At 65.1% G+C, this 18,209-nt stretch carries 23 protein-coding genes and 1 riboswitch; of the genes, 11 read left to right on the forward strand and 12 right to left on the reverse strand.

What is annotated here, in order from left to right; genetic code table 11:
* Window positions 1-161 precede the first annotated feature (161 nt).
* The 3 genes from hisS (at window position 162) to RAD10_RS05515 (ending at window position 2,521) form a co-directional block, all read left to right on the forward strand.
* Complete coding sequence (hisS, locus tag RAD10_RS05505) at window positions 162-1,682, forward strand: histidine--tRNA ligase (protein WP_461616651.1); 1,521 nt, start codon at window positions 162-164, stop codon at window positions 1,680-1,682.
* 115 nt (window positions 1,683-1,797) lie between these two features.
* Window positions 1,798-2,004, forward strand: coding sequence for a tautomerase family protein (locus RAD10_RS05510; protein WP_461617056.1), 207 nt, complete (start codon window positions 1,798-1,800; stop codon window positions 2,002-2,004).
* A 112-nt stretch (window positions 2,005-2,116) separates the two neighbouring features.
* Window positions 2,117-2,521, forward strand: coding sequence for a thioesterase family protein (locus RAD10_RS05515; RefSeq protein WP_461616652.1), 405 nt, complete (start codon window positions 2,117-2,119; stop codon window positions 2,519-2,521).
* A 93-nt stretch (window positions 2,522-2,614) separates the two neighbouring features.
* Here the strand turns inward: RAD10_RS05515 and proC are convergent, their stop codons facing one another.
* Together proC and RAD10_RS05525 are read right to left on the reverse strand one after the other, a co-directional pair.
* The gene (gene proC / locus RAD10_RS05520) at window positions 2,615-3,442 is read right to left on the reverse strand and encodes a pyrroline-5-carboxylate reductase (RefSeq protein WP_461616653.1); all 828 of its coding nucleotides are present in this window, start codon (window positions 3,440-3,442) and stop codon (window positions 2,615-2,617) included.
* Between the two features lie 211 nt (window positions 3,443-3,653).
* Window positions 3,654-4,154: a type III secretion system chaperone family protein gene (locus RAD10_RS05525; protein WP_461616654.1), complete on the reverse strand. Its 501-nt coding sequence runs from the start codon at window positions 4,152-4,154 to the stop codon at window positions 3,654-3,656.
* A 437-nt stretch (window positions 4,155-4,591) separates the two neighbouring features.
* Window positions 4,592-4,766, forward strand: a riboswitch (FMN riboswitch).
* A 75-nt stretch (window positions 4,767-4,841) separates the two neighbouring features.
* Here RAD10_RS05525 and RAD10_RS05530 point away from each other — a divergent pair.
* The gene (locus RAD10_RS05530; RefSeq protein ID WP_461616655.1) at window positions 4,842-5,402 is read left to right on the forward strand and encodes a 6,7-dimethyl-8-ribityllumazine synthase; all 561 of its coding nucleotides are present in this window, start codon (window positions 4,842-4,844) and stop codon (window positions 5,400-5,402) included.
* A gap of 118 nt (window positions 5,403-5,520) precedes the next feature.
* On the opposite strand, the gene RAD10_RS05535 is transcribed toward RAD10_RS05530, so the two are convergent.
* The 6 genes from RAD10_RS05535 to RAD10_RS05560 all read right to left on the reverse strand — a co-directional run bounded on the left by RAD10_RS05535 (window position 5,521) and on the right by RAD10_RS05560 (window position 10,888).
* On the reverse strand, window positions 5,521-6,474 hold the full coding sequence (locus tag RAD10_RS05535) for a ribose-phosphate pyrophosphokinase (RefSeq protein WP_026202002.1): 954 nt from the start codon (window positions 6,472-6,474) through the stop codon (window positions 5,521-5,523).
* Window positions 6,475-6,665: 191 nt separating this feature from the next.
* Complete coding sequence (locus RAD10_RS05540; RefSeq protein WP_461616656.1) at window positions 6,666-7,280, reverse strand: hypothetical protein; 615 nt, start codon at window positions 7,278-7,280, stop codon at window positions 6,666-6,668.
* 113 nt (window positions 7,281-7,393) lie between these two features.
* Window positions 7,394-8,161 carry a peptidoglycan editing factor PgeF gene (gene pgeF, locus RAD10_RS05545; protein WP_461616657.1) on the reverse strand — a complete coding sequence of 256 codons (768 nt, stop codon included), beginning with the start codon at window positions 8,159-8,161 and terminating at the stop codon, window positions 7,394-7,396.
* Window positions 8,158-9,276, reverse strand: a complete 1,119-nt coding sequence (locus tag RAD10_RS05550; protein WP_461616658.1) for a class I SAM-dependent methyltransferase — start codon at window positions 9,274-9,276, stop codon at window positions 8,158-8,160. Before RAD10_RS05550 ends, pgeF begins: the two co-directional genes overlap by 4 nt.
* Before the next feature lie 20 nt (window positions 9,277-9,296).
* The gene (lgt, locus tag RAD10_RS05555; RefSeq protein ID WP_461616659.1) at window positions 9,297-10,142 is read right to left on the reverse strand and encodes a prolipoprotein diacylglyceryl transferase; all 846 of its coding nucleotides are present in this window, start codon (window positions 10,140-10,142) and stop codon (window positions 9,297-9,299) included.
* Window positions 10,143-10,150: 8 nt separating this feature from the next.
* The gene (locus RAD10_RS05560; RefSeq protein WP_461616660.1) at window positions 10,151-10,888 is read right to left on the reverse strand and encodes a dienelactone hydrolase family protein; all 738 of its coding nucleotides are present in this window, start codon (window positions 10,886-10,888) and stop codon (window positions 10,151-10,153) included.
* A 162-nt stretch (window positions 10,889-11,050) separates the two neighbouring features.
* On the opposite strand from RAD10_RS05560, the gene RAD10_RS05565 reads away from it, so the two are divergent.
* From RAD10_RS05565 to ychF, 4 genes are all read left to right on the forward strand, one after another.
* Window positions 11,051-11,302: an accessory factor UbiK family protein gene (locus RAD10_RS05565; RefSeq protein WP_157328420.1), complete on the forward strand. Its 252-nt coding sequence runs from the start codon at window positions 11,051-11,053 to the stop codon at window positions 11,300-11,302.
* 315 nt (window positions 11,303-11,617) lie between these two features.
* A complete protein-coding gene (locus tag RAD10_RS05570) occupies window positions 11,618-12,328 on the forward strand; it encodes a 50S ribosomal protein L25/general stress protein Ctc (RefSeq protein WP_461616661.1) in 711 nt (236 codons plus the stop codon).
* A 58-nt stretch (window positions 12,329-12,386) separates the two neighbouring features.
* Entirely contained in the window at window positions 12,387-12,992 is a 606-nt protein-coding gene (gene pth / locus RAD10_RS05575; protein ID WP_461616662.1) for an aminoacyl-tRNA hydrolase, read from the forward strand.
* Between the two features lie 5 nt (window positions 12,993-12,997).
* The gene (gene ychF, locus RAD10_RS05580) at window positions 12,998-14,095 is read left to right on the forward strand and encodes a redox-regulated ATPase YchF (RefSeq protein ID WP_461616663.1); all 1,098 of its coding nucleotides are present in this window, start codon (window positions 12,998-13,000) and stop codon (window positions 14,093-14,095) included.
* A gap of 124 nt (window positions 14,096-14,219) precedes the next feature.
* On the opposite strand, the gene RAD10_RS05585 is transcribed toward ychF, so the two are convergent.
* Window positions 14,220-14,516, reverse strand: a complete 297-nt coding sequence (locus RAD10_RS05585; protein ID WP_018318325.1) for a DUF4282 domain-containing protein — start codon at window positions 14,514-14,516, stop codon at window positions 14,220-14,222.
* Between the two features lie 167 nt (window positions 14,517-14,683).
* On the opposite strand from RAD10_RS05585, the gene RAD10_RS05590 reads away from it, so the two are divergent.
* The 3 genes from RAD10_RS05590 (at window position 14,684) to RAD10_RS05600 (ending at window position 15,959) form a co-directional block, all read left to right on the forward strand.
* A complete protein-coding gene (locus RAD10_RS05590) occupies window positions 14,684-15,136 on the forward strand; it encodes a MaoC family dehydratase (RefSeq protein WP_461616664.1) in 453 nt (150 codons plus the stop codon).
* On the forward strand, window positions 15,136-15,615 hold the full coding sequence (locus RAD10_RS05595; RefSeq protein ID WP_461616665.1) for a MaoC family dehydratase: 480 nt from the start codon (window positions 15,136-15,138) through the stop codon (window positions 15,613-15,615). The genes RAD10_RS05590 and RAD10_RS05595 overlap by 1 nt, the downstream gene beginning before the upstream one ends.
* A 197-nt stretch (window positions 15,616-15,812) precedes the next feature.
* A complete protein-coding gene (locus RAD10_RS05600) occupies window positions 15,813-15,959 on the forward strand; it encodes a hypothetical protein (protein ID WP_018318322.1) in 147 nt (48 codons plus the stop codon).
* 39 nt (window positions 15,960-15,998) lie between these two features.
* On the opposite strand, the gene RAD10_RS05605 is transcribed toward RAD10_RS05600, so the two are convergent.
* The 3 genes from RAD10_RS05605 to RAD10_RS05615 all read right to left on the reverse strand — a co-directional run bounded on the left by RAD10_RS05605 (window position 15,999) and on the right by RAD10_RS05615 (window position 18,187).
* Window positions 15,999-16,136: a hypothetical protein gene (locus tag RAD10_RS05605; RefSeq protein WP_164936752.1), complete on the reverse strand. Its 138-nt coding sequence runs from the start codon at window positions 16,134-16,136 to the stop codon at window positions 15,999-16,001.
* A gap of 385 nt (window positions 16,137-16,521) precedes the next feature.
* Window positions 16,522-16,944, reverse strand: coding sequence for a hypothetical protein (locus RAD10_RS05610; RefSeq protein ID WP_461616666.1), 423 nt, complete (start codon window positions 16,942-16,944; stop codon window positions 16,522-16,524).
* A 325-nt stretch (window positions 16,945-17,269) separates the two neighbouring features.
* On the reverse strand, window positions 17,270-18,187 hold the full coding sequence (locus RAD10_RS05615; protein WP_461616667.1) for a hypothetical protein: 918 nt from the start codon (window positions 18,185-18,187) through the stop codon (window positions 17,270-17,272).
* Window positions 18,188-18,209 lie beyond the last annotated feature (22 nt).

Below are 18,209 nucleotides of genomic sequence, written 5' to 3' on the forward strand. Positions count from 1 at the left end.
GGCCGTCATTCCGGAACGGTCCGAAGGACCAGACCTCAGGTGCGCAATTGCGCACCGGGGAATCTCGAGATTCCGGGTTCGATGCTTGCGCATCGCCCCGGAATGACGACGTTCCCTAAGCACCGGTTGCCGCCCCGCGCCCCGGCTGGTAAATGCCGCGCATGGCCGAGAAATCCAAAAAACCCCAGAAACTGAAGGCGCGCCTGCCGCGCGGGCTCGAGGATCGCGATCCCTCGGCGATCCGCGCGACGCGCGAGATGGTCGAGAAGATCCGCGCCGTCTATGAGCTGTACGGCTTCGAGCCCGTGGAAACGCCGGCGATGGAATACACCGATGCGCTCGGCAAGTTCCTGCCCGACCAGGACCGTCCGAACGAGGGCGTGTTCTCGTTCCAGGACGACGACGAGCAGTGGATCAGCCTGCGCTACGATTTGACGGCGCCGCTCGCCCGCTATGTCGGCGAGCGCTACGGCACCGACGCTCTGGTCTTGCCCTACCGCAGCTATCGGGTCGGCTACGTCTTCCGCAACGAAAAGCCCGGCCCCGGCCGCTTCCGCCAGTTCATGCAGTTCGATGCCGACACGGTCGGCTCGGCGACGCCGGCGGCGGATGCCGAGATCTGCATGATGGCGGCGGACACGATGGAGGCGCTGGGCATCGCGCGCGGCTCCTATGTCGTGAAGGTCAACAACCGCAAGGTGCTCGACGGCGTGCTCGAAGCCATCGGGCTCGGTGGCGACGAGAACGCCGCACGCCGTCTGACGGTGCTGCGCGCCATCGACAAGCTCGACAAGTTTTCCACCGACGAGGTGCGCAAGCTGCTCGGTCCCGGACGATGGGACGGCGGCGAGGAAGGTAAGGGCGACTTCACGAAGGGCGCCAATTTGAGCGAGGCGGAGACTGATGTCGTGCTCGCCATCACCAAGCCGCGCGATGATTGGAAAGAGGCCATTGCAGCGGCCGAAACCTACCTCGCCAAGAGCGAGATCGGTCAGGCCGGCGTGAGCGAGCTGGACGAGATTGCCAAGCTGGTGACGGCGTCGGGTTACGGTGCGGACCGCATCAAGATCGATCCGTCCGTCGTGCGCGGCCTCGAATATTACACCGGCCCCGTCTACGAAGTCGAACTGCTACTTGAGACCAAGGACGAGAAGGGCCGGCCCGTGCGCTTCGGCTCGGTCGGCGGGGGCGGGCGTTACGATGGCCTGGTCTCACGTTTCCGCGGCGAGCCGGTGCCGGCGACCGGCTTCTCGATCGGCGTCTCGCGGCTTCAGGCAGCGCTGACGCTCCTCGGCAAGCTCGACACCAAGCCGGAGTTCGGTCCCGTGGTCGTGACCGTGTTCGACCGCGACCGCGTCGCCGACTATCAGAAGATGGTGGCAAGCTTGCGCACCGCCGGCATCCGCGCCGAGCTCTATCTCGGCAATCCCAAGAACATGGGCAATCAGCTCAAATATGCCGACCGCCGCAATTCGCCGTGCGTGATTATCCAGGGCTCGGATGAAAAGGCGCGCGGCGAGCTGCAGATCAAGGATCTGATCGAAGGCGCCAAGGCCGCCGCGGCGATCGCCTCCAACCAGGAATGGCGCGAGAGCCGCCCGGCGCAGTTCTCATGCAGCGAAGCCGATCTCGTCGCCAAGGTGCGTGAGGTCCTGGCCCGCCATGACGTAAAGTGGGGATAGCTATTCCGCCAAGCCGTCATGCCCGGGCTTGTCCCGGGCATCCACGTCTTGTTTGATGGATAAGCACGTGAATGGCCGGGACAAGCCCGGCCATGACGACAGCAACAGGGAGAAGATGATGCCTGAGATCACTGTCAGCATGGCCGAAGGCCGCACCGACGAGCAGAAGGCCGGCATGATGCGCGACATCACCCAGGCGTTGGTGAAGAATCTCGGCGTCGATGCCGATGCCGTCGTCATCCAGATCAACGAAGCCCCGCTCCGTCACAAGATGAAGGGCGGCAAGACCTTCGTGGAGCGCGCGGCGGCGGCGAAGAAGTGACGCGTTAGCGTCATTTCGGGGCGCGCGAAGCGCGAACCCGGAATCTCGTGCCGCAAACTTCTGGATTCCGGGTTCGGCGCTAGGCGCCGCCCCGGAATGACGAGCAAGACCCATGGACGCACGCGATTTCATCAAGGTCGGCATGAATGCCGAGCGCATGCTGGTGGTCCCGGCGGAGCGCACGGTCGGGCATTTCGTGCCCGGCATGCCGTTTGTCTACGCGACGCCGATGATGATTCTGGAAATGGAGATGACCGCAGGCGATGCGATCCGCGCTGCGCTTCAGCCCGGCTGGGTCACCGTCGGCACCGAGGTCGACATCCGCCATCTCGCAGCCGCCCTCGTTGGCGCGACGGTCCGGACCACCGCGAAGGTCGTCGCAGTCGAGCGCCGCGTCATCCGCTTCGAGGTCGAGGCGTTCGAGGGCACGCGCAAGCTCGGCGAGGGCCGCCACGCGCGCGGGCTCGTCAATGTCGAGATGTTCAACAGGCGGTTAGCCGCGGGCACGACACCGTAGGGTGGGCAAAGGCGCAAGGCGCCGTGCCCACCATCCTCCGTGATGGATACAGATCGTGGGCACGCTCCGCTTTGCCCACCCTACGGTAGCTGTTTACTTCGCGAGGTCCTTCGACCTTTGCGTCGCTGCCGCGATCGCGCGGATCATGAGATCGCGCAGACCCGGCTCGCCCATCAGCACACCGAGCGCGGCGGCCGTGGTGCCGCCGGGCGAGGTGACGTTCTGGCGCAGCGTGCTCGATGGCAGCTCCGACTGGTGCAGCAGTTCGCCGGAGCCGGCGACGGTCTCGCGTGCGAGCCTGGTCGCGAGCAACTCGGGCAATCCGGCCTCGACGCCGGCGCGGGCGAGCTCTTCGGCGAGCAGAAACACATAGGCCGGCCCTGAGCCGGACACGGCCGTGACCGCGTCCATCAGGCTCTCGTCATCGACCCATTCGACCGAGCCGGTGGCGCGCAGCAGCGCATCGGCCACCGCGCGCTGCCCGGCGCTGACGTTCTTGGCTGCGACCGCAACGGTGATGCCGCGGCCGATCGCGGCCGGCGTGTTCGGCATCGCGCGCACTACGGCGCCGCCGCAGACCTCCTGGAGCGATGCGATCGTGGTTCCCGCCATGATTGAGACCACCGAAGTCTTGTCCGAGACAAACGATTTCAGCTTCGCGCCGGCCTCGCGGAACATCTGCGGCTTCACCGCGACGACCATCGTCTCGACCGTCCCGGCAGTCTTCGCATCGGGATTGAGCGCAATGCCCTTGGCCGCGAGCGCGGTGATCTCGGGCGAGATGTGCGGATCGACCACCGCGACGCGGCGCGGATCGAGTCCGCCCGCCAACCATCCGGTCAGCATCGCGCCGCCCATCTTGCCGGCGCCGGCGAGGAGGATGGTGCCGGTGATGTTTTGAAGAGTGCTGTTGTTAGCCACTGTGATCACCCAAGCAAAAGGTGTCGTCCCTGCGAACGCGGGGACCCCCGCGCGAGCGCTTGCGCTCGTCGCGTCACCACAGGCGGTTCTAATGGATGGGGATGTTGGCAACAAGCCGCGTGCCACAAGCGGCATCACGCGGTCTGGGTCCCGGATATTCGCTTCGCTTGTCCGGGACGACGGTGGGGAGGGGCTCCCTCACTTCTTGAGGCTACGCCTCTCCCACCGTGTCGAACATTGCCGCGTCCATGGCCTGCGCGGTGGTCTTGCCTGCCCACACCACGAACTGGAACGCCGGGAAATAGCGTTCGCAGGCGTGGATGGCGCCGGCGAGCATGGCCTCGCATTGCGCGGTCGAGGCGGTGAGCCCGCCCGGCAGCACCAGTGCCTGGCGGTGCATGATCATGCCGGTGTTGGTCCAGAGATCGAAGTGCCCGACCCACAGCTGCTCGTTGACCGCGGCGACGAGCCGCTGGACCTCGCCGCGGCGCGCAACCGGAATCTTCATGTCGAATGCGCAGGCCAGATGCAGCGCCTCGATCTCGCCCATCCAGGTGAACGAGATCTGGTAGTCGGTCCATTGTCCCTTGGAGACAATGGTGAGTTCGTCTTCGCCGGAGCGTTCAAACGGCCAGTTGTTGCTGGCAGCGATATCCTCGACCACCGCGAGCGGATGGCTTTTGGAATCGATAGTGCCTTCGAGCAGGGACATTCCGTCTCGACCTCTTGCCTTTTTGTTGTCTTTGATACGCACGCGGTCGGCCCGGTACGCTCCCTCAATGTCGCTATCGCGATTCCCCTCGGGGTCGCTCTTGCGATCCCCTCGGATCGGCGCGGGCCTGTCGCGGATCAAGTGATGTGATTTGCGGAATCTGCGCAACGGGGTCCCGAGTCCGTCCACAAGCCAGGACTCGTTCGTCCACAGCTCATCTCCGCCACAATTCTTAACGGAGGGAAGTCCTCGATCCGGATGGATGAGAACAAACCGGAATCGGATTCGCGGGGGAGGGCGCCATTCGTTAATTCCGTCCCGCGAGGGCCGCTCCCGCGGGAATGACATGGGACCATGCGATCCGCCCATACGGAACACGCTTGCTGCGGCCGCCGGCTGGCGTCATATTTCCGGTCAGGTCGTTCATCCCGGACGGCCGATGTTCTCAGGGCGGGGTGAAAGTCCCCACCGGCGGTAAGGGCCGAAAGGCCTAAGCCCGCGAGCGCCTTCCCCCAGGATCTTCCTGAAAAGGATTTTGCCGAGGGGGAGGGGTCAGCAGATTCGGTGCAACTCCGAAGCCGACGGTTAAAGTCCGGATGAAAGAGAACGGTCGGAGGCAGACGCATCGCAAGATGCGGCTGTTTGTCGTTCCGTGTGCCCTGATTCTGGTCCTTAAGAAGGAAAGCCATGAATCAGATGCTGCAAGACCCCAAAGCCGAAACTTCTGAAGCCGCCCAACCGCCGGTTCCACAAGACCCGGCGCCTGACCACCCGCGCTTTGCCAAACCGCAGCGAGTGGCCTTCGTGCAGGCCTGCTGGCACCGCGACGTAGTCGAGGAGGCCCGCATCGCCTTCATCAAGGAGGCCGAGGCGCGCCATCTCACCCATGTCGACGTGTTCGAGGTGCCGGGCTCGTTCGAGATCCCGCTGCACGCGCAGGTCCTCGCCAAGACGCGGCGCTACACCGCCATCGTCGCGGCCGGCCTCGTCGTCGATGGCGGCATCTATCGCCACGAGTTCGTCGCCGATACCGTGATCAAGGCCTTGATGGACGTGCAGCTGCGCACCGAAGTGCCCGTGTTCTCCGCGGTGCTGACGCCGCAGCAATTCCACGAGACCGAGGTGCACTACGACTTCTTCCGCAAGCATTTTGCGATCAAGGGCGTCGAGGTCGCTGCCGCCTGTGCGGAGACGTTGCTCGGGCTCGAACGTCTGCGCGGCCAGGTCGCGGCGGGCATCGTGGGATAGGCAGACTGCCGTAGAGTGGGCAAAGCGAAAGCGTGCCCACCACCTTCATCACAAAAGAAAAGGTGGGCACGGCGCTTTGCGCCCTTGCCCACCTACGAGACCTTTCGGATCGGAAAAACTAGTCGAACAGGCTCGACACCGATTCTTCCGCCGCCGTGCGCGCGATCGCGTCGGAGATCAGGCTGGCGATCGGCAGCGTGCGGATGTTCGGCGCCTTGGTCACCGCGTCCGTCGGCAGGATCGAGTCGGTGATCACGAGCTCCTTCAGCCTCGAGCCCGCGATGCGCGCGGCCGCGCCGCCGGAGAGCACGCCGTGGGTGATGTAGGCGTAGACGTCCTTGGCACCCTTGGCGATCAGCGCGTCGGCCGCGTTCACCAGCGTGCCGCCGGAGTCCACGATGTCGTCGATCAGGATGCAGGTGTAGCCGGCGACGTCGCCGATCACGTTCATGACCTCGGATTCGCCCGCCCTCTCGCGGCGCTTGTCGACGATCGCGAGCGGGGTGTTGATGCGCTTGGCGAGGCCGCGCGCGCGGGCCACGCCGCCGACGTCGGGCGAGATCACCATCGTCTTGGAGAGGTCGAACCTCTCCTTGATGTCGCGCACCATCAGTGGCGCTGCGTAGAGGTTGTCGGTCGGGATGTCGAAGAAGCCCTGGATCTGGCCGGCGTGCAGATCGAGCGTCATGACGCGGTCGACACCGGCTTGCGTGATCAGGTTGGCGACCAGCTTGGCCGAGATCGGCGTGCGCGAGCCCGATTTACGATCCTGCCGGGCGTAGCCGAAATAGGGCAGCACCGCCGTGATGCGGCGCGCCGAGGAGCGGCGCAGCGCGTCGGTGATAATCAGCAATTCCATCAGATGGTCGTTCGCCGGGAACGAGGTCGACTGGATGATGAAGGCATCCGAGCCGCGGACGTTCTCCTGGATTTCGACGAAGATCTCCATGTCGGCGAAGCGCCGCACCACCGCCTTGGTCAGCGGCAGGTCCAGGCCCTGCGCGATCGCCTGCGCGAGGGCCGGATTGGAGTTGCCGGCGACGAGCTTGATGGAGCCGTTTTTGGCCGACATAGACGCTTCCTCCCGCGCTTTGCTGGATACGACGTTCAACATCTCAGATCCCACTGGAAGCACGGTTACGACGGGCGAGGAAATATCAGGCCGGAGGCTGCAATGGCAACCCGGGATGCTACGTTTTCCCTTCGAAATCCTGAGTCGGGCCAACGGCTTGGCCGCAACTTGAGGCCGTGGTTTAGCGGGGGTTATCGCTCGGCGTAGCCGAGTGCCGTGGCCGGCATCTCCGCCACTGGGCCCTGCGGGATCACGCTTGCCACCGCCGGGCCCCGCAAGCCCGGAGCCGTGCCCGGGGCATCCGGCGTTCCATTGATCATGTTGGAAAGTCCGCTGAATCCGGCCTGGGCGATCTTCCGCAGCACGAGGTCGTCGGCTGCTGCCCACGGATCGCGGCCGCCTTTGGCCGAGGTCGGTTCCTCGCCGGAGAGGCGCAGCGCCCGCTGCTGGTTGGCGTCGTAGACGTCCCAGACCCAGGCAATCACCGTCTTGCCGCGCACCACCTGGGCGGAGAGATAGCTGCGCACGCGATAGGCGGCGGTCCCTTCGCGGGAGACGACGGACAGGCTGCGCAGCTTGGATTCGCTGTCGATCACGCCGACCATGCGGTCGAACACCTGCGGCGGCGGCCCGTCGATCGATTCGAAGGCGACCGTTGCCCCGGAGCCGGCGCTCGGCGCCATCGCATAGGAATTGGCGCCCCCACCGCCGCCGGCGCAGCCGCCAAGCGCGGTCGTTGCCGCGAGCAGCATGACCGCCAGCACGCGCGAACCCGCACGGCCCAAGATGAATGACGCGTCCCTCATTATGGAGGGCAGCGATATCGTTAAAATCGATTAAGGTCTAGGGCGGGAGCGACACAGGCCACTGTCATCGCATCAGGGCAGCGCCCCGGAATGAGACGGAGTTGCCGCTGTGTTCACGCTTCGAGCGCGATTGCGTGAACGTGGCGGCCGTAATCCGGCTCCTTGCGATGCACCGAGCGGCGATAGCTGAAGAAGCGCTCGTCGGCGTAGGTGTCGACGCCGAGATCGTCGATCATCAGGATGCCGGCGGCGTCCAGCCGCTTGCGGATGAAGCCGGCGAGGTCGAACATCGCGTGGCCCTCGCGCACCGACGGGATGAAGAACATTGCGTTGTCGGCATCGGCCTCGATGAAGCGCGCCACGAACTCGTTGCCGACCTCGTAGCTGTCCTGGCGGATCAGTGGGCCGATCGCGGCGATGATGCCGCTGCGCGTCGCGCCGAGTTTTTCCATCGCTAGAATCGTTGCTTCCAGCACGCCGGTCAGCGCGCCCTTCCACCCCGCATGGGCGCCACCGATTACGCGCGCGTTGGGATCGACGAACAGCACCGGCCCGCAATCGGCGGTGGAGACGCCGAGTGCAATGCCGGGCGTGTTCGTCACCAGCGCATCGCCCTTCGGCCGCGGTCCGTTCGGCCACGGCGTCTCGGCGATGAGCACGTCGGGCGAATGGATCTGGTGCAGGCTGAGGAAGCGTTCCGGCGCGACGCCGACATGCTCGGCCATGCGGCGGCGGTTTTCCGCGACAAGGGCCTGATCGTCATTGGAGCCGAGGCCGCCGTTCAGTGCGGAGTAGATGCCGCTGGAGACGCCGCCTTCGCGGGTGAAGAACGAGTGGCGCAGGCCAGGCACGGCCGACAGCAGCGACGAAGCGAGCGTCATGAATCATCTCCGGCCTGTTCGAGATCGCTGAGGCCGGCAATGCCTGTCAGCCGCGGTTCGGAGATGCCGAGCACTTTGAACATCGAACCCATGCCGCTGCGCCCGGTGTCGGTCAGCCGCTTGAGGGCGATCGAAATGTCGGTGGCGACCTCCGGCGTTGCCTTCTGCATCAAGGCGGCCGCCCTTGTGTCGATGCCGATCCGCTTGAGGAAGTCGCCTTGCGTCACCGGCCCGTGCACGCGCGCGCCGACATCTTCGGCCGCGCGCGCCAGCGCCTGGAAGTCGACATGAGCGGTGACGTCGGCCTGGCCCGGCGCCTTCAAGGGATCGGCGAAGGTGTGGCGCGCAATCGCCTGGAAGGTGTCGCCGGCGTCGCTGCGCAAATGGCCATAATCGATGATCAGCGCTGCGCCGTCCTGGTCGCGCACGCGCGTGGCGAGCTTCATGATCTCGCCGTCGGGGCGCCATTCGAACACGGCGCCGACGGGTGCGGCGCGCACGAGAGGCGGCAGGAGCACGTCGAAGCGCGGCGTCGGCTCGGGCGCTGCGCCGAATTGAAGCTTGCCGTTGGAATCGATCTCGATCACCCGCTCGTGCCAGCCGTTCTCGTGGCGGACCATCTGGTGGACCGGCAGCACGTCGAAATATTCGTTGGCGAGGATGATGCTCGGTCCCTCAGGCACGTCGTCGATGCTGTCGTGCCAGGCAATGTTGCGCACGCCCGACAGCGTTGCATTCTGCCGCTCGCGCAAGACGGGATTGACCTCGACCATGTGGACATGAAGCGCCTGGTACAGCGGTGGCAGCACGCGAAGGGCGCGCAGCGCGTCCGCCATCATGGTGCCGCGGCCGGGGCCGAGCTCGATCAGCCGCAGGAATTGCGGCGAGCCCATCTGCTTCCACACCGAGGCGGTCCACAGTCCGAGCAGCTCGCCGAACATCTGGCTGACTTCGGGCGCGGTGGTGAAGTCGCCTTCGCGCCCGAGCGGATCGCGCGAAACGTAATAGCCATGGCGTGGATGCATCAGGCACAGTTCCATGTACCGCCAGACCGGCATGGGACCTGAGGATTTGATCAGCGCCTTGATCTCGTTGAGTAGCGGCTGTTCGGTCACGGCTATCTTCTCGAAATGAATTAACGAATGGCCTCGATGGGCTTCGGCGCCCCGCGCCTGACTGCCAATACAATAAGTATGCCGCCGACGATAAGCATCGGGATCGACAGCAGCATGCCCATGGTTAATCCGCCCCAGAGGAAACCGAGCTGCGCGTCCGGCTCGCGGAAGTGCTCGCCGGCGATGCGGGACAGGCCGTAGATCAGGATGAAGGCGCCGAGGATCATGCCCGGCCGCTTCAGCGCGCCGAGCCGGATCATCACCGCGAGCACCGTGAACAGCAGGATGCCTTCCATGCCGGCCTCGTAGAGCTGGCTCGGATGACGCGGCAGTTGCGTGGGATCGTTGGGGAAGACCATCGCCCAGGGCAGGCTCGCATCGGTGGCGCGGCCCCACAATTCGCCGTTGATGAAGTTGGCGATGCGCCCGAGCAGCAGTCCGACCGGGGCGACCGCGGTGGTGATGTCACCGAGCGACAGGATCGAGATGCCATTGCGAAAGGCGAACCACATCACCGCGACGACGCAGCCGAGGAAGCCGCCATGGAAGGACATGCCGCCCTCCCACAACCGGAAGATCGCGGCGGGATGATCGATGAAGAAAGGCAGATTGTAGAACAGCACGTAGCCGGTGCGGCCGCCGAGAATGATGCCGAGCGTGACCCACAGGATGAAGTCGTCGATCTGCAGCAGCGACATCGGCGCGGGGCCGCCCCACAGGCGCTCCTTCTTCAGCAGCGAGCGCGCATAGAGCCAGCCGAACACGATGCCGCTGATGTAGGCCAGCGCATACCAGCGGATCGCGAACGGGCCGATCTCGAGCGCGATCGGCTTGAAGGCGGGGAAGTCGATGAGAAGAAGTTGCATCTCGCCTTCTATATCTGGACGAGATTGCGGCGATAGAGCGCCAAGAGGCGCTCCCAATGCCGCTCGGCGGCGTCGCGGTCATAGACCGGGCGCTTGGGGAAGGCGAAGCCGTGATGCGTGCCGGGATAGATCTCGACCTCGGCTTTCGCAGCTTTCATGCCCTCTTTGACCTTCTCGATAACCTCCGGCGGCGCATAGACATCGGTCTCGGCGCAGCCGAAATAGAGCTCGGCCTTGGTCTTAGCCGCGGCCAGATGCGGGCTGTCGTCCTGATCCGTTGCCAGCTGCACGCCGTAGATCGAGGCGGCTGCCTTGACGCGATCAGGGAAATGCGTGGCGGCGTTGATGGCGTAGCGGCCGCTCATGCAATAACCGACGGTGCCGACCAGCTTGGTGTTCGCGGCCGCCTGGCCCTCGGCATAGGTGAGCAGCGCCTTGGTGTCGTCCATGATCATGGGGATGGTGAGCGAGCCCATCAGCTGGAACATGCGCTTGCGCTCCGGCGCGTTCGGGTCGGCCGGAAGCGCGCCGAGCTCCATCACGCCGGAGCGATAATAGAGGTTCGGCAGCATCACGTAATAGCCTGAGGTCGCGAGCCGCCGCGCCATGTCGCGCAGCTCTTCGCGGATCGCCGGCGCGTCCATGTAGAACAGGATGACCGGAAACGGCCCGCCGCGTTCGGGATGGCTGATGAAGGTTGCGGTGTGGCCGTCCCTGGTGGGGATCGCGATCTGCTGGTCGATCATCTCATGCGCCTTGTGATTCTTCTTATGCAGGGACGATGAATACGATTGCAAGGAAACCGGGGCATGACAAGGATACCTCCGATCGGGCCTTGAACCGTTCCGCTCGGATTGCCATTGTCTTTTCGAGAGTTCGCGCAAAGTTGAGGCCGCCAGGAGACCGAAATGACCCAGACCAACAACCGGTTTTTCGACGAGATCGGCCGCCTGATGAACGATGCCGCCGGTGCCGCCCAGGGCGTCAAGCGCGAGTTCGACACGGTGATGCGCACCCAGGCCGAAAAATTCCTGCGTGACATGGACCTGGTCAAGCGCGAGGAGTTCGAGGCGGTCAAGGACATGGCCCGCCTGGCCCGCGAGGAGAACGAGGCGCTGAAGGCGCGGGTTGCAGCGCTGGAGGCCAAGCTCGGCGGGTAGGCGCCCTTCTTACCCTCCCCTGGAGGGGGAGGGTCGATCGAGCGTAGCGCGAGCGGGGCGGGGTGACGGTCTCTCCGCGTCGAAAGTGCCCGTGGGGAGAGATCACCGCACCCCGCCTCACATTTCGCTGCGCTCAATGTGAGCCGACCCTCCCCCTCCAGGGGAGGGTGGCCGCCCATTCTCCTTGTCATTTCCGCATCTTCCGGGTAAAAGCCCGCCAGTTCGTGGCCCCCGCACCCCTGGAGGCTTGCTGCGAATGATGCCATGGGCCGCGCTGCGGCCCATTAACTTTTGCAAAAACAAGGACTTAACGACATGGCGACGACCGTCAAGGAATTGAAGGCGACCGCACGTCCGCAGAGCGGCAAGGGGGCCGCCCGGGCTGAGCGTCGCGCCGGGCGAGTGCCCGGAGTGATCTATGGCAACAACCAGCCCCCCGTCACGATCTCGATCGAAGATCGCGAACTGCGCCAGCGCATCCTCGCCGGCCGGTTCCTGACCACGCTGGTCGACATCGATCTCGAGGGCAAGAAGCACCGCGTGATTCCGCGCGACTACCACCTCGATCCGGTCAAGGACTTCCCGATCCATGTCGACTTCATGCGGCTCGGCGAAGGCGCCACCATCCGCATCAGCGTGCCCTTGCACGTGGTGAAGTCGGAAGCCTCCCCGGGCGTGAAGCGCGGCGGCACCGTCAACATCGTCGCCCACGCGATCGAGCTCGAATGCGGTGTCGAGAGCATCCCGCAGTACATCGAGGCCGACGTTGGCGCGCTGGAAATCGGTCACTCCTTGCATCTGTCCGACGTCAAGCTGCCGAGCGGCGTGAAGGCGCTGACCCGCGAGGACGCAACCCTCGTCACCATCGTGCCGCCGTCCGGCTACGCCGAAGAGCAGAAGGCCGCCGCTGCGGCTGCAGCTCCTGGCGCTGCTGCGGCTGCTCCGGCGGCTGGCGCTGCGGCTCCGGCTGCTGCTGCCCCTGCCGCGGCTGCCAAGGCTCCCGCCGGCGGCGACAAGAAGAAGTAATCTCTCAAAGCTGGCGCGCGGTCCCTGATCGCGCGCCGAGCGAGGGGCGCGCCGCGTCATGCGACTCTTTGTTGGGCTCGGCAATCCCGGCGCGAAATACGCACGTAACCGGCACAATATCGGCTTCATGGCCGTCGACGAGATCGCGCGGCGTCATGGTTTCGCACCATGGCGCCGTCGTTTTCAGGGCGAGACCTCGGAAGGCACGCTCGGCACTGAGCGCGTGATCCTGCTCAAGCCCACGACCTACATGAACGATTCCGGCCGCGCCGTGCAGGAAGCCGCAAGCTTCTTCAAGATCGCTCCCGGCGACGTCACCGCGTTCCACGACGAGCTCGAACTGCCGCCGGGCAAGGTGCGGGTGAAGATCGGCGGCGGTATCGCCGGCCATAACGGCCTGCGCTCGATCTCGGCGCATATCGGCAACGACTATCGCCGGGTGCGACTCGGCATCGGTCATCCCGGCGTCAAGGAACTGGTGCACGGCCACGTGCTGTCGGACTTCGCCAAGGCCGACAACGACTGGGTGGCGACGCTGTGCGAGGCGGTGGCCGAGCACGCAGGCCTGGTCGCCAAGGGCACGGATGCGACCTTCGCCAACAGGGTGCATCTCGCCATGCAGGCGAAGGGATTTTTGACCAAGGACGAGAACGGCAAGGAATAACGCTCGTGGGATTTAAATGCGGAATCGTCGGATTGCCCAATGTCGGCAAGTCGACCTTGTTCAATGCGCTGACCGAGACGGCTGCGGCGCAAGCCGCGAACTATCCGTTCTGCACCATCGAGCCGAATGTCGGCGAAGTCGCGGTGCCCGATCCGCGGCTCGACAAGCTCGCGGCGATCGCCAAGTCCGGCCAGATCATCCCGACCCGGCTGACCTTCGTCGACATCGCCGGCCTCGTCCGCGGCGCCTCCAAGGGCGAGGGCCTCGGCAACCAGTTCCTCGCCAACATCCGCGAGGTCGACGCCATCGCGCATGTCGTGCGCTGCTTTGAAGATTCCGACATCACCCATGTCGAGGGCAAGATCGCCCCGCTCGCCGACATCGAGACCATCGAGACCGAGCTGATGCTCGCCGATCTCGACAGCCTCGAGAAGCGCGTCGACAACCTCACCAAGAAGGCCAAGGGCAACGACAAGGACGCCAAGGAGCAGCTCGACCTCGTCAACCGCACCTTGGTGCTGCTGCGCGAGGGCAAGCCCGCTCGCCTCGTCGAGCGCAAGGCGGAGGAGGAGCGCGCCTTCGGCATGCTCGGCCTGCTGTCGTCGAAGCCCGTGCTCTATGTCTGCAACGTCGAGGAAGGCTCGGCCGCAACGGGCAATTCGTTCTCGAAGGCGGTGCAGGAGCAGGCCGCCAAGGAAGGCGCGGTTGCCGTCGTCATCTCGGCCAAGATCGAATCCGAGATCGCCACCATTTCGCGTGAGGAACGTGCCGACTTCCTGGAGACGCTGGGTCTCGAAGAGGCCGGCCTCGATCGCCTGATCCGTGCCGGCTACACGCTGCTCGACCTCATCACCTATTTCACCGTGGGCCCGAAGGAAGCACGCGCCTGGACCATCTACCGCGGCACCAAGGCGCCGGGCGCGGCGGGCGTGATCCATACCGACTTCGAGAAGGGATTCATCCGCGCCGAGACGATCGCGTATGAGGACTACGTCGGGCTCGGCGGCGAAGCCGGCGCGCGCGATGCCGGCAAGCTCCGCCTCGAAGGCAAGGAATATGTCGTCGCCGATGGCGACGTGATGCATTTCAGGTTTAATACGTAAGCCGCGACATCAGTGCCGTAGGGTGGGCAAAGCGAAGCGTGCCCACCACCTCTCTCATATCGCGGAATGATCGTGGGCACGGCGCTTTGCGCCTTTGCCCACCCTACGGCACCTGTGCGTGCCGCTACCGCATCCCGCTGCCCTGGTCGCGGATGGCGCCGAGATGCTCGTTGATGCGGAAGACGATCAGGATCAGCTCCGCGGCGATGCGCGAGAACACGATTCCAACGACGACGCTGGCGATCGACGACAGCAGCACCAGGAAGCCGCCGAACGGACTGATCGCCATCGCGGCCAGCCCTGAGAAGATGCCGGAGAGGCCGAACAGGCAGATCAGCGCGATCACCAGCCAATAGAAGGTCTTGATGATCGTCGGCGTGATGAAGCGGTCCCACTGAAACAGATCGCTGAATGAAAACATTGCTCTCCCCAGGGCATCGGGCCTTGGTAAATGGATCTTGGCCCTCGGTTGATCCGACTCAAGACCAACGCCGCCACCCCGTATGTAGCACGAGCCATGCGGGCCGGCGGGTTGAGATTGCCGCAAAGTGCGGCCACAATCTGTCATTTCCGCTAGCCAATCCCAAGATGACCCTGACCTTCGAAGATTTCCCGCCCGGCCGGTTCGGAACATTCGGCCCGCGCCACGTCACCCGCGACGAGATTCTGGCCTTCGCGGCCGAGTTCGATCCGCAGCCGATGCATCTGGACGAGGAGGCAGCAGCCAAGAGCATGCTGCGTGGTCTGTCCGGCTCAGGCTGGCACCTCTGCTCGCTGATGATGCGGATGATGGCCGACGGTTTTATTACCCGCGCCGCGTCGCTGGGGTCTCCCGGCGTCGACGAGGTGCGTTGGCTCTCGCCGCTCCGGCCCGGCGACGATCTCATGCTCGACGTCGACGTCTTGGAAGCCCGCACCTCCAAGAGCCGGCCCGAGCTCGGCATCGTCAAGTTCAAATGCACCGTGCGCAACGCCAAGGGTGAGGCGCTGGGCGAAATGACCTCGCCGATCCTGATCAAGCGGCGCGAGGGGGCGGTCTGATGCGGTTCTTCGATGACATCGAGATCGGCCAGCGCCGCCAGATCGGCACCTATACGTTCACGGCCGAGTCCATCAAGAATTTCGCCGCGAAGTTCGATCCGCAGCGTTTTCATCTCGACGAGGAGGAGGGCAAGAACTCGCTGTTCGGCGGGCTTGCCGCCTCGGGCTGGCATGTCGGCTCGGCCTGCATGAGCCTGCTTGTCGCCGACGGCCAGCGCCTGGCGCGCGAGGCCGTATCGCGCGGTGAGGAGGTTGCGGTGTGGGGACCTTCGCCGGGCTTTCGCGATCTGCGCTGGATCAGACCGGTGCTAGCCGGCGACACTGTCGCCTACGTCAACGTCGTCACCGACAAGCGCACTTCCGCCTCGCGTCCCGGCTGGGGCATCCTGACCGCCCGCACCACCGGCACCAACCAGCGCGGCGAGGAAGTCTATTCCATCACCGCCAGCGCCTTCGTGCCGATGCGGAAGAGCGGTTAGATCTGTTCCAAGATGAACGGGCAAATCAGTGCGTGAGTGTTGCCCGCGCGCTATGGACGCGATTCCGGGCGGCTGCCATAAGCCTGCGCAACATGGTTACCGCGAAGCAGTTTGGTGGAACCAGTGAGTTGCTAACTAATTATGAACCTGTCGCTGTCTAATTGAAACGAATTGGGCAGAGACAGGGGACGAGGACAATGGCTGATCGCGGCGCACTCAAGTTTGTTGGATTTATCTTCGCTACCGCGACGCTGGCCGTGATGCTGGTCGCCGGCATGGTGGTGAAGGGCTACGCCGATGGCGCCTACACCCTGGAAGCCTCGGCTGTCGACGCGAGCCGGTAAGAATCTGTTAAGTTTTCGGGGCCGGAAAACGGCCCTGCCTCAGCGGCTGTAGACGAACGCCAGCACCGCGATCGCAACCACCAGCAATCCGACGAAGCGCAGCATGATCGTGCCGAGCTGATTGGGCGCGGGCCGCAGCGATATCGGGTCCGTGTTGTCGGGCCGAATACTTTCCATGAAATGTCCACCGGCCCGGCCGCAAGAGAAGCGGGCGCTTGGCATTGGTCGTTGGGAAGGCGCGGCGGGTTCAATAGCGCAGCGCATGGCTACGGTGACGGTGTCAACGTGCGTCCACCGTCTTATGCGGCCTTTTTCGCAGCCACACCCACCGCCGTCATGCCCCGGCTTGACCGGGGCATCCAGTACGCCGCGGCGGATGTGGGGAGAGCGAGTCCGCCAACGCCGGCCTCTGGGTACTGGATCGCCCGCCTTCGCGGGCGATGACACTTGTGTTGAGGAACGGGGTGCGGACCCCCCGGCTACGCTTGTACGACATCCAGAATCAAAACCGCCGCGCACCCTTCCGGGGACGCGGCGGCTCGGTGATGCTTGGCGCCAGTGCTTAGCTATTGCGCAGGCCGTCGGCGGCGCGCTTCCATTGCGAGACGTTGTCGGCGATCATGCGGGTCGACTTCATCGCGGCCTGGCTGAGCTGGGCGTAGCCGGAGATCTCGCGCTGGACGCGCTGGCCCTCGGCATGCAGCAGGTCGCGCAGGCTCTCGAGCTCCGAAATCAGATTCTCGATCTCGGCGAGCGAGGTGCCGGCCACGCGCTGGATCAGCGAGTTGACGTTGGTGACGGTGGCCTCCGCGCTCGCATCGAGCGGGGCCGCGTCGGTGGTCGCCGCCGCCGGACGGCGCAGATAGGCGATATCGTTGCGGACGAAGTCGCGGATGCCGGCTTCGACTTCCGTAACTGCAGCGAGGTTGGTGTCGACCGTCTCGGTCTCGGCGGCTTCGGTCTTTTCCGGACGCATGGCGTTCATCGTTATTCCCCTGTTCGCGTTGAGCGCAGCGCGAGTGTCCCCCGCACGACGACGTCTGTGAGGCAGTCCGCATCAGGGCGCCGGAATTGGGCCGCAAATGGGCCGAGATGCGGCAAGGGCGGACCATTCGGGGGTTTTGCCGTGGCGTATGGTTAGGAGAGTGTGAACGCCGTCGATGCAAAGGACTTTCCAGCTCCTCCTGGTGAGGAGCGCGAAGCGCCTCTCGCACCATGCAGGCCCCGCTGCCGCAACGGGGGCCTCGATCCTTCGAGACGCGCTCCTTCGGGGCGCTCCTCAGGATGAGGGGAGAGAGCGGCGCGTCGGCCTACCAGCTCTTCTTGAAACCCGCCGTCACGCTCTTGTTGATCGCGCCCTGCGAAGTCTCGCCTACCGAGCCGGAGACGGTGACGTTGTCGAACAGCTTCTGCTCAGCGCCGACCTTGCGCAGCCATTTGTCGTCGGTGGTCGACAGCGTCTGGCCGGCGGTAACGCTGGTGCCGGTGTCGGTGAGGGTCACCTTGGCGGTCTGGTCGGTCTCGTAATTGCGGGTGATGTGGCCGCCGATGCCAGGGACCGCACTCGTGCCCTGCTGGTTGACGCTGTAGCCGTTCTGTAGCGTCAGCGAGGTGTCGCCGGACAGCGGCACCGATTTGGTCAGCGAGGCCCCGAGCTTGCTGTGTTCCGAGCCGGGATCGACGCGGGCTTCCACCGCGGTCTTGTCCCAGATCACTCCAGCGCCGGGCGCGGTTGCCGTCGCCCAGGCGCTGCCGGAGGATTGCGGCAGGTTGCCGCCATTGGTGGCCTTTTGCGCCAGCAGCTCGGACATCGTCCGCGGCTCGCTGGTCACCGTCATGTCGGCGCCGATCCGGGTATCCCAGAACGAGAACACGGATTGCTTCACCGTCACCGCCGAGGAGCCGTTCGCATTGGCGTTCGACGACCAATCCAGCCCGTCCTTGGCGGCGGCCTGGGCGCGCTTCTTGGCGGCGATCGGGTCAATGCCGGTGCCGGCATCGACCGCGAGCTGGCTCCAGTCGAGCTTGTCGACGTCGATGCCTTTGAGCACGTCGGGGTCGTTGACGTCGGGGGCCTCTGCCGTCTCGGTCTCGGCCTCGTCGGACGTGGCCGGGGGTGGGGAGAAGGGCGGAATGATCTGCGCCGAAACCGTCAGCACAGAGCCCAAGATGAACGCGGCCGCCAGCACCGGCAGCCTGGTCCAGCCGCAACCTGTCGAGAATTCCATCGTCCTGCCCGCCAACCCCAGC

It is taken from the genome of Bradyrhizobium sp. 23AC, assembly GCF_054863025.1.

Coding starts and splice junctions, on each gene's coding strand:
- hisS (WP_461616651.1), top strand. CDS start 162: ATGGCCGAGAAATCCAAAAAACCCCAGAAACTGAAGGCGCGCCTGCCG.
- RAD10_RS05510 (WP_461617056.1), top strand. CDS start 1,798: ATGATGCCTGAGATCACTGTCAGCATGGCCGAAGGCCGCACCGACGAG.
- RAD10_RS05515 (WP_461616652.1), top strand. CDS start 2,117: ATGGACGCACGCGATTTCATCAAGGTCGGCATGAATGCCGAGCGCATG.
- RAD10_RS05525 (WP_461616654.1), bottom strand. CDS start 4,154: ATGTCCCTGCTCGAAGGCACTATCGATTCCAAAAGCCATCCGCTCGCG.
- RAD10_RS05530 (WP_461616655.1), top strand. CDS start 4,842: ATGAATCAGATGCTGCAAGACCCCAAAGCCGAAACTTCTGAAGCCGCC.
- RAD10_RS05535 (WP_026202002.1), bottom strand. CDS start 6,474: ATGTCGGCCAAAAACGGCTCCATCAAGCTCGTCGCCGGCAACTCCAAT.
- RAD10_RS05540 (WP_461616656.1), bottom strand. CDS start 7,280: ATGAGGGACGCGTCATTCATCTTGGGCCGTGCGGGTTCGCGCGTGCTG.
- pgeF (WP_461616657.1), bottom strand. CDS start 8,161: ATGACGCTCGCTTCGTCGCTGCTGTCGGCCGTGCCTGGCCTGCGCCAC.
- lgt (WP_461616659.1), bottom strand. CDS start 10,142: ATGCAACTTCTTCTCATCGACTTCCCCGCCTTCAAGCCGATCGCGCTC.
- RAD10_RS05560 (WP_461616660.1), bottom strand. CDS start 10,888: ATGATCGACCAGCAGATCGCGATCCCCACCAGGGACGGCCACACCGCA.
- RAD10_RS05565 (WP_157328420.1), top strand. CDS start 11,051: ATGACCCAGACCAACAACCGGTTTTTCGACGAGATCGGCCGCCTGATG.
- RAD10_RS05570 (WP_461616661.1), top strand. CDS start 11,618: ATGGCGACGACCGTCAAGGAATTGAAGGCGACCGCACGTCCGCAGAGC.
- pth (WP_461616662.1), top strand. CDS start 12,387: ATGCGACTCTTTGTTGGGCTCGGCAATCCCGGCGCGAAATACGCACGT.
- RAD10_RS05585 (WP_018318325.1), bottom strand. CDS start 14,516: ATGTTTTCATTCAGCGATCTGTTTCAGTGGGACCGCTTCATCACGCCG.
- RAD10_RS05590 (WP_461616664.1), top strand. CDS start 14,684: ATGACCCTGACCTTCGAAGATTTCCCGCCCGGCCGGTTCGGAACATTC.
- RAD10_RS05595 (WP_461616665.1), top strand. CDS start 15,136: ATGCGGTTCTTCGATGACATCGAGATCGGCCAGCGCCGCCAGATCGGC.
- RAD10_RS05600 (WP_018318322.1), top strand. CDS start 15,813: ATGGCTGATCGCGGCGCACTCAAGTTTGTTGGATTTATCTTCGCTACC.
- RAD10_RS05605 (WP_164936752.1), bottom strand. CDS start 16,136: ATGGAAAGTATTCGGCCCGACAACACGGACCCGATATCGCTGCGGCCC.
- RAD10_RS05610 (WP_461616666.1), bottom strand. CDS start 16,944: ATGAACGCCATGCGTCCGGAAAAGACCGAAGCCGCCGAGACCGAGACG.
- RAD10_RS05615 (WP_461616667.1), bottom strand. CDS start 18,187: ATGGAATTCTCGACAGGTTGCGGCTGGACCAGGCTGCCGGTGCTGGCG.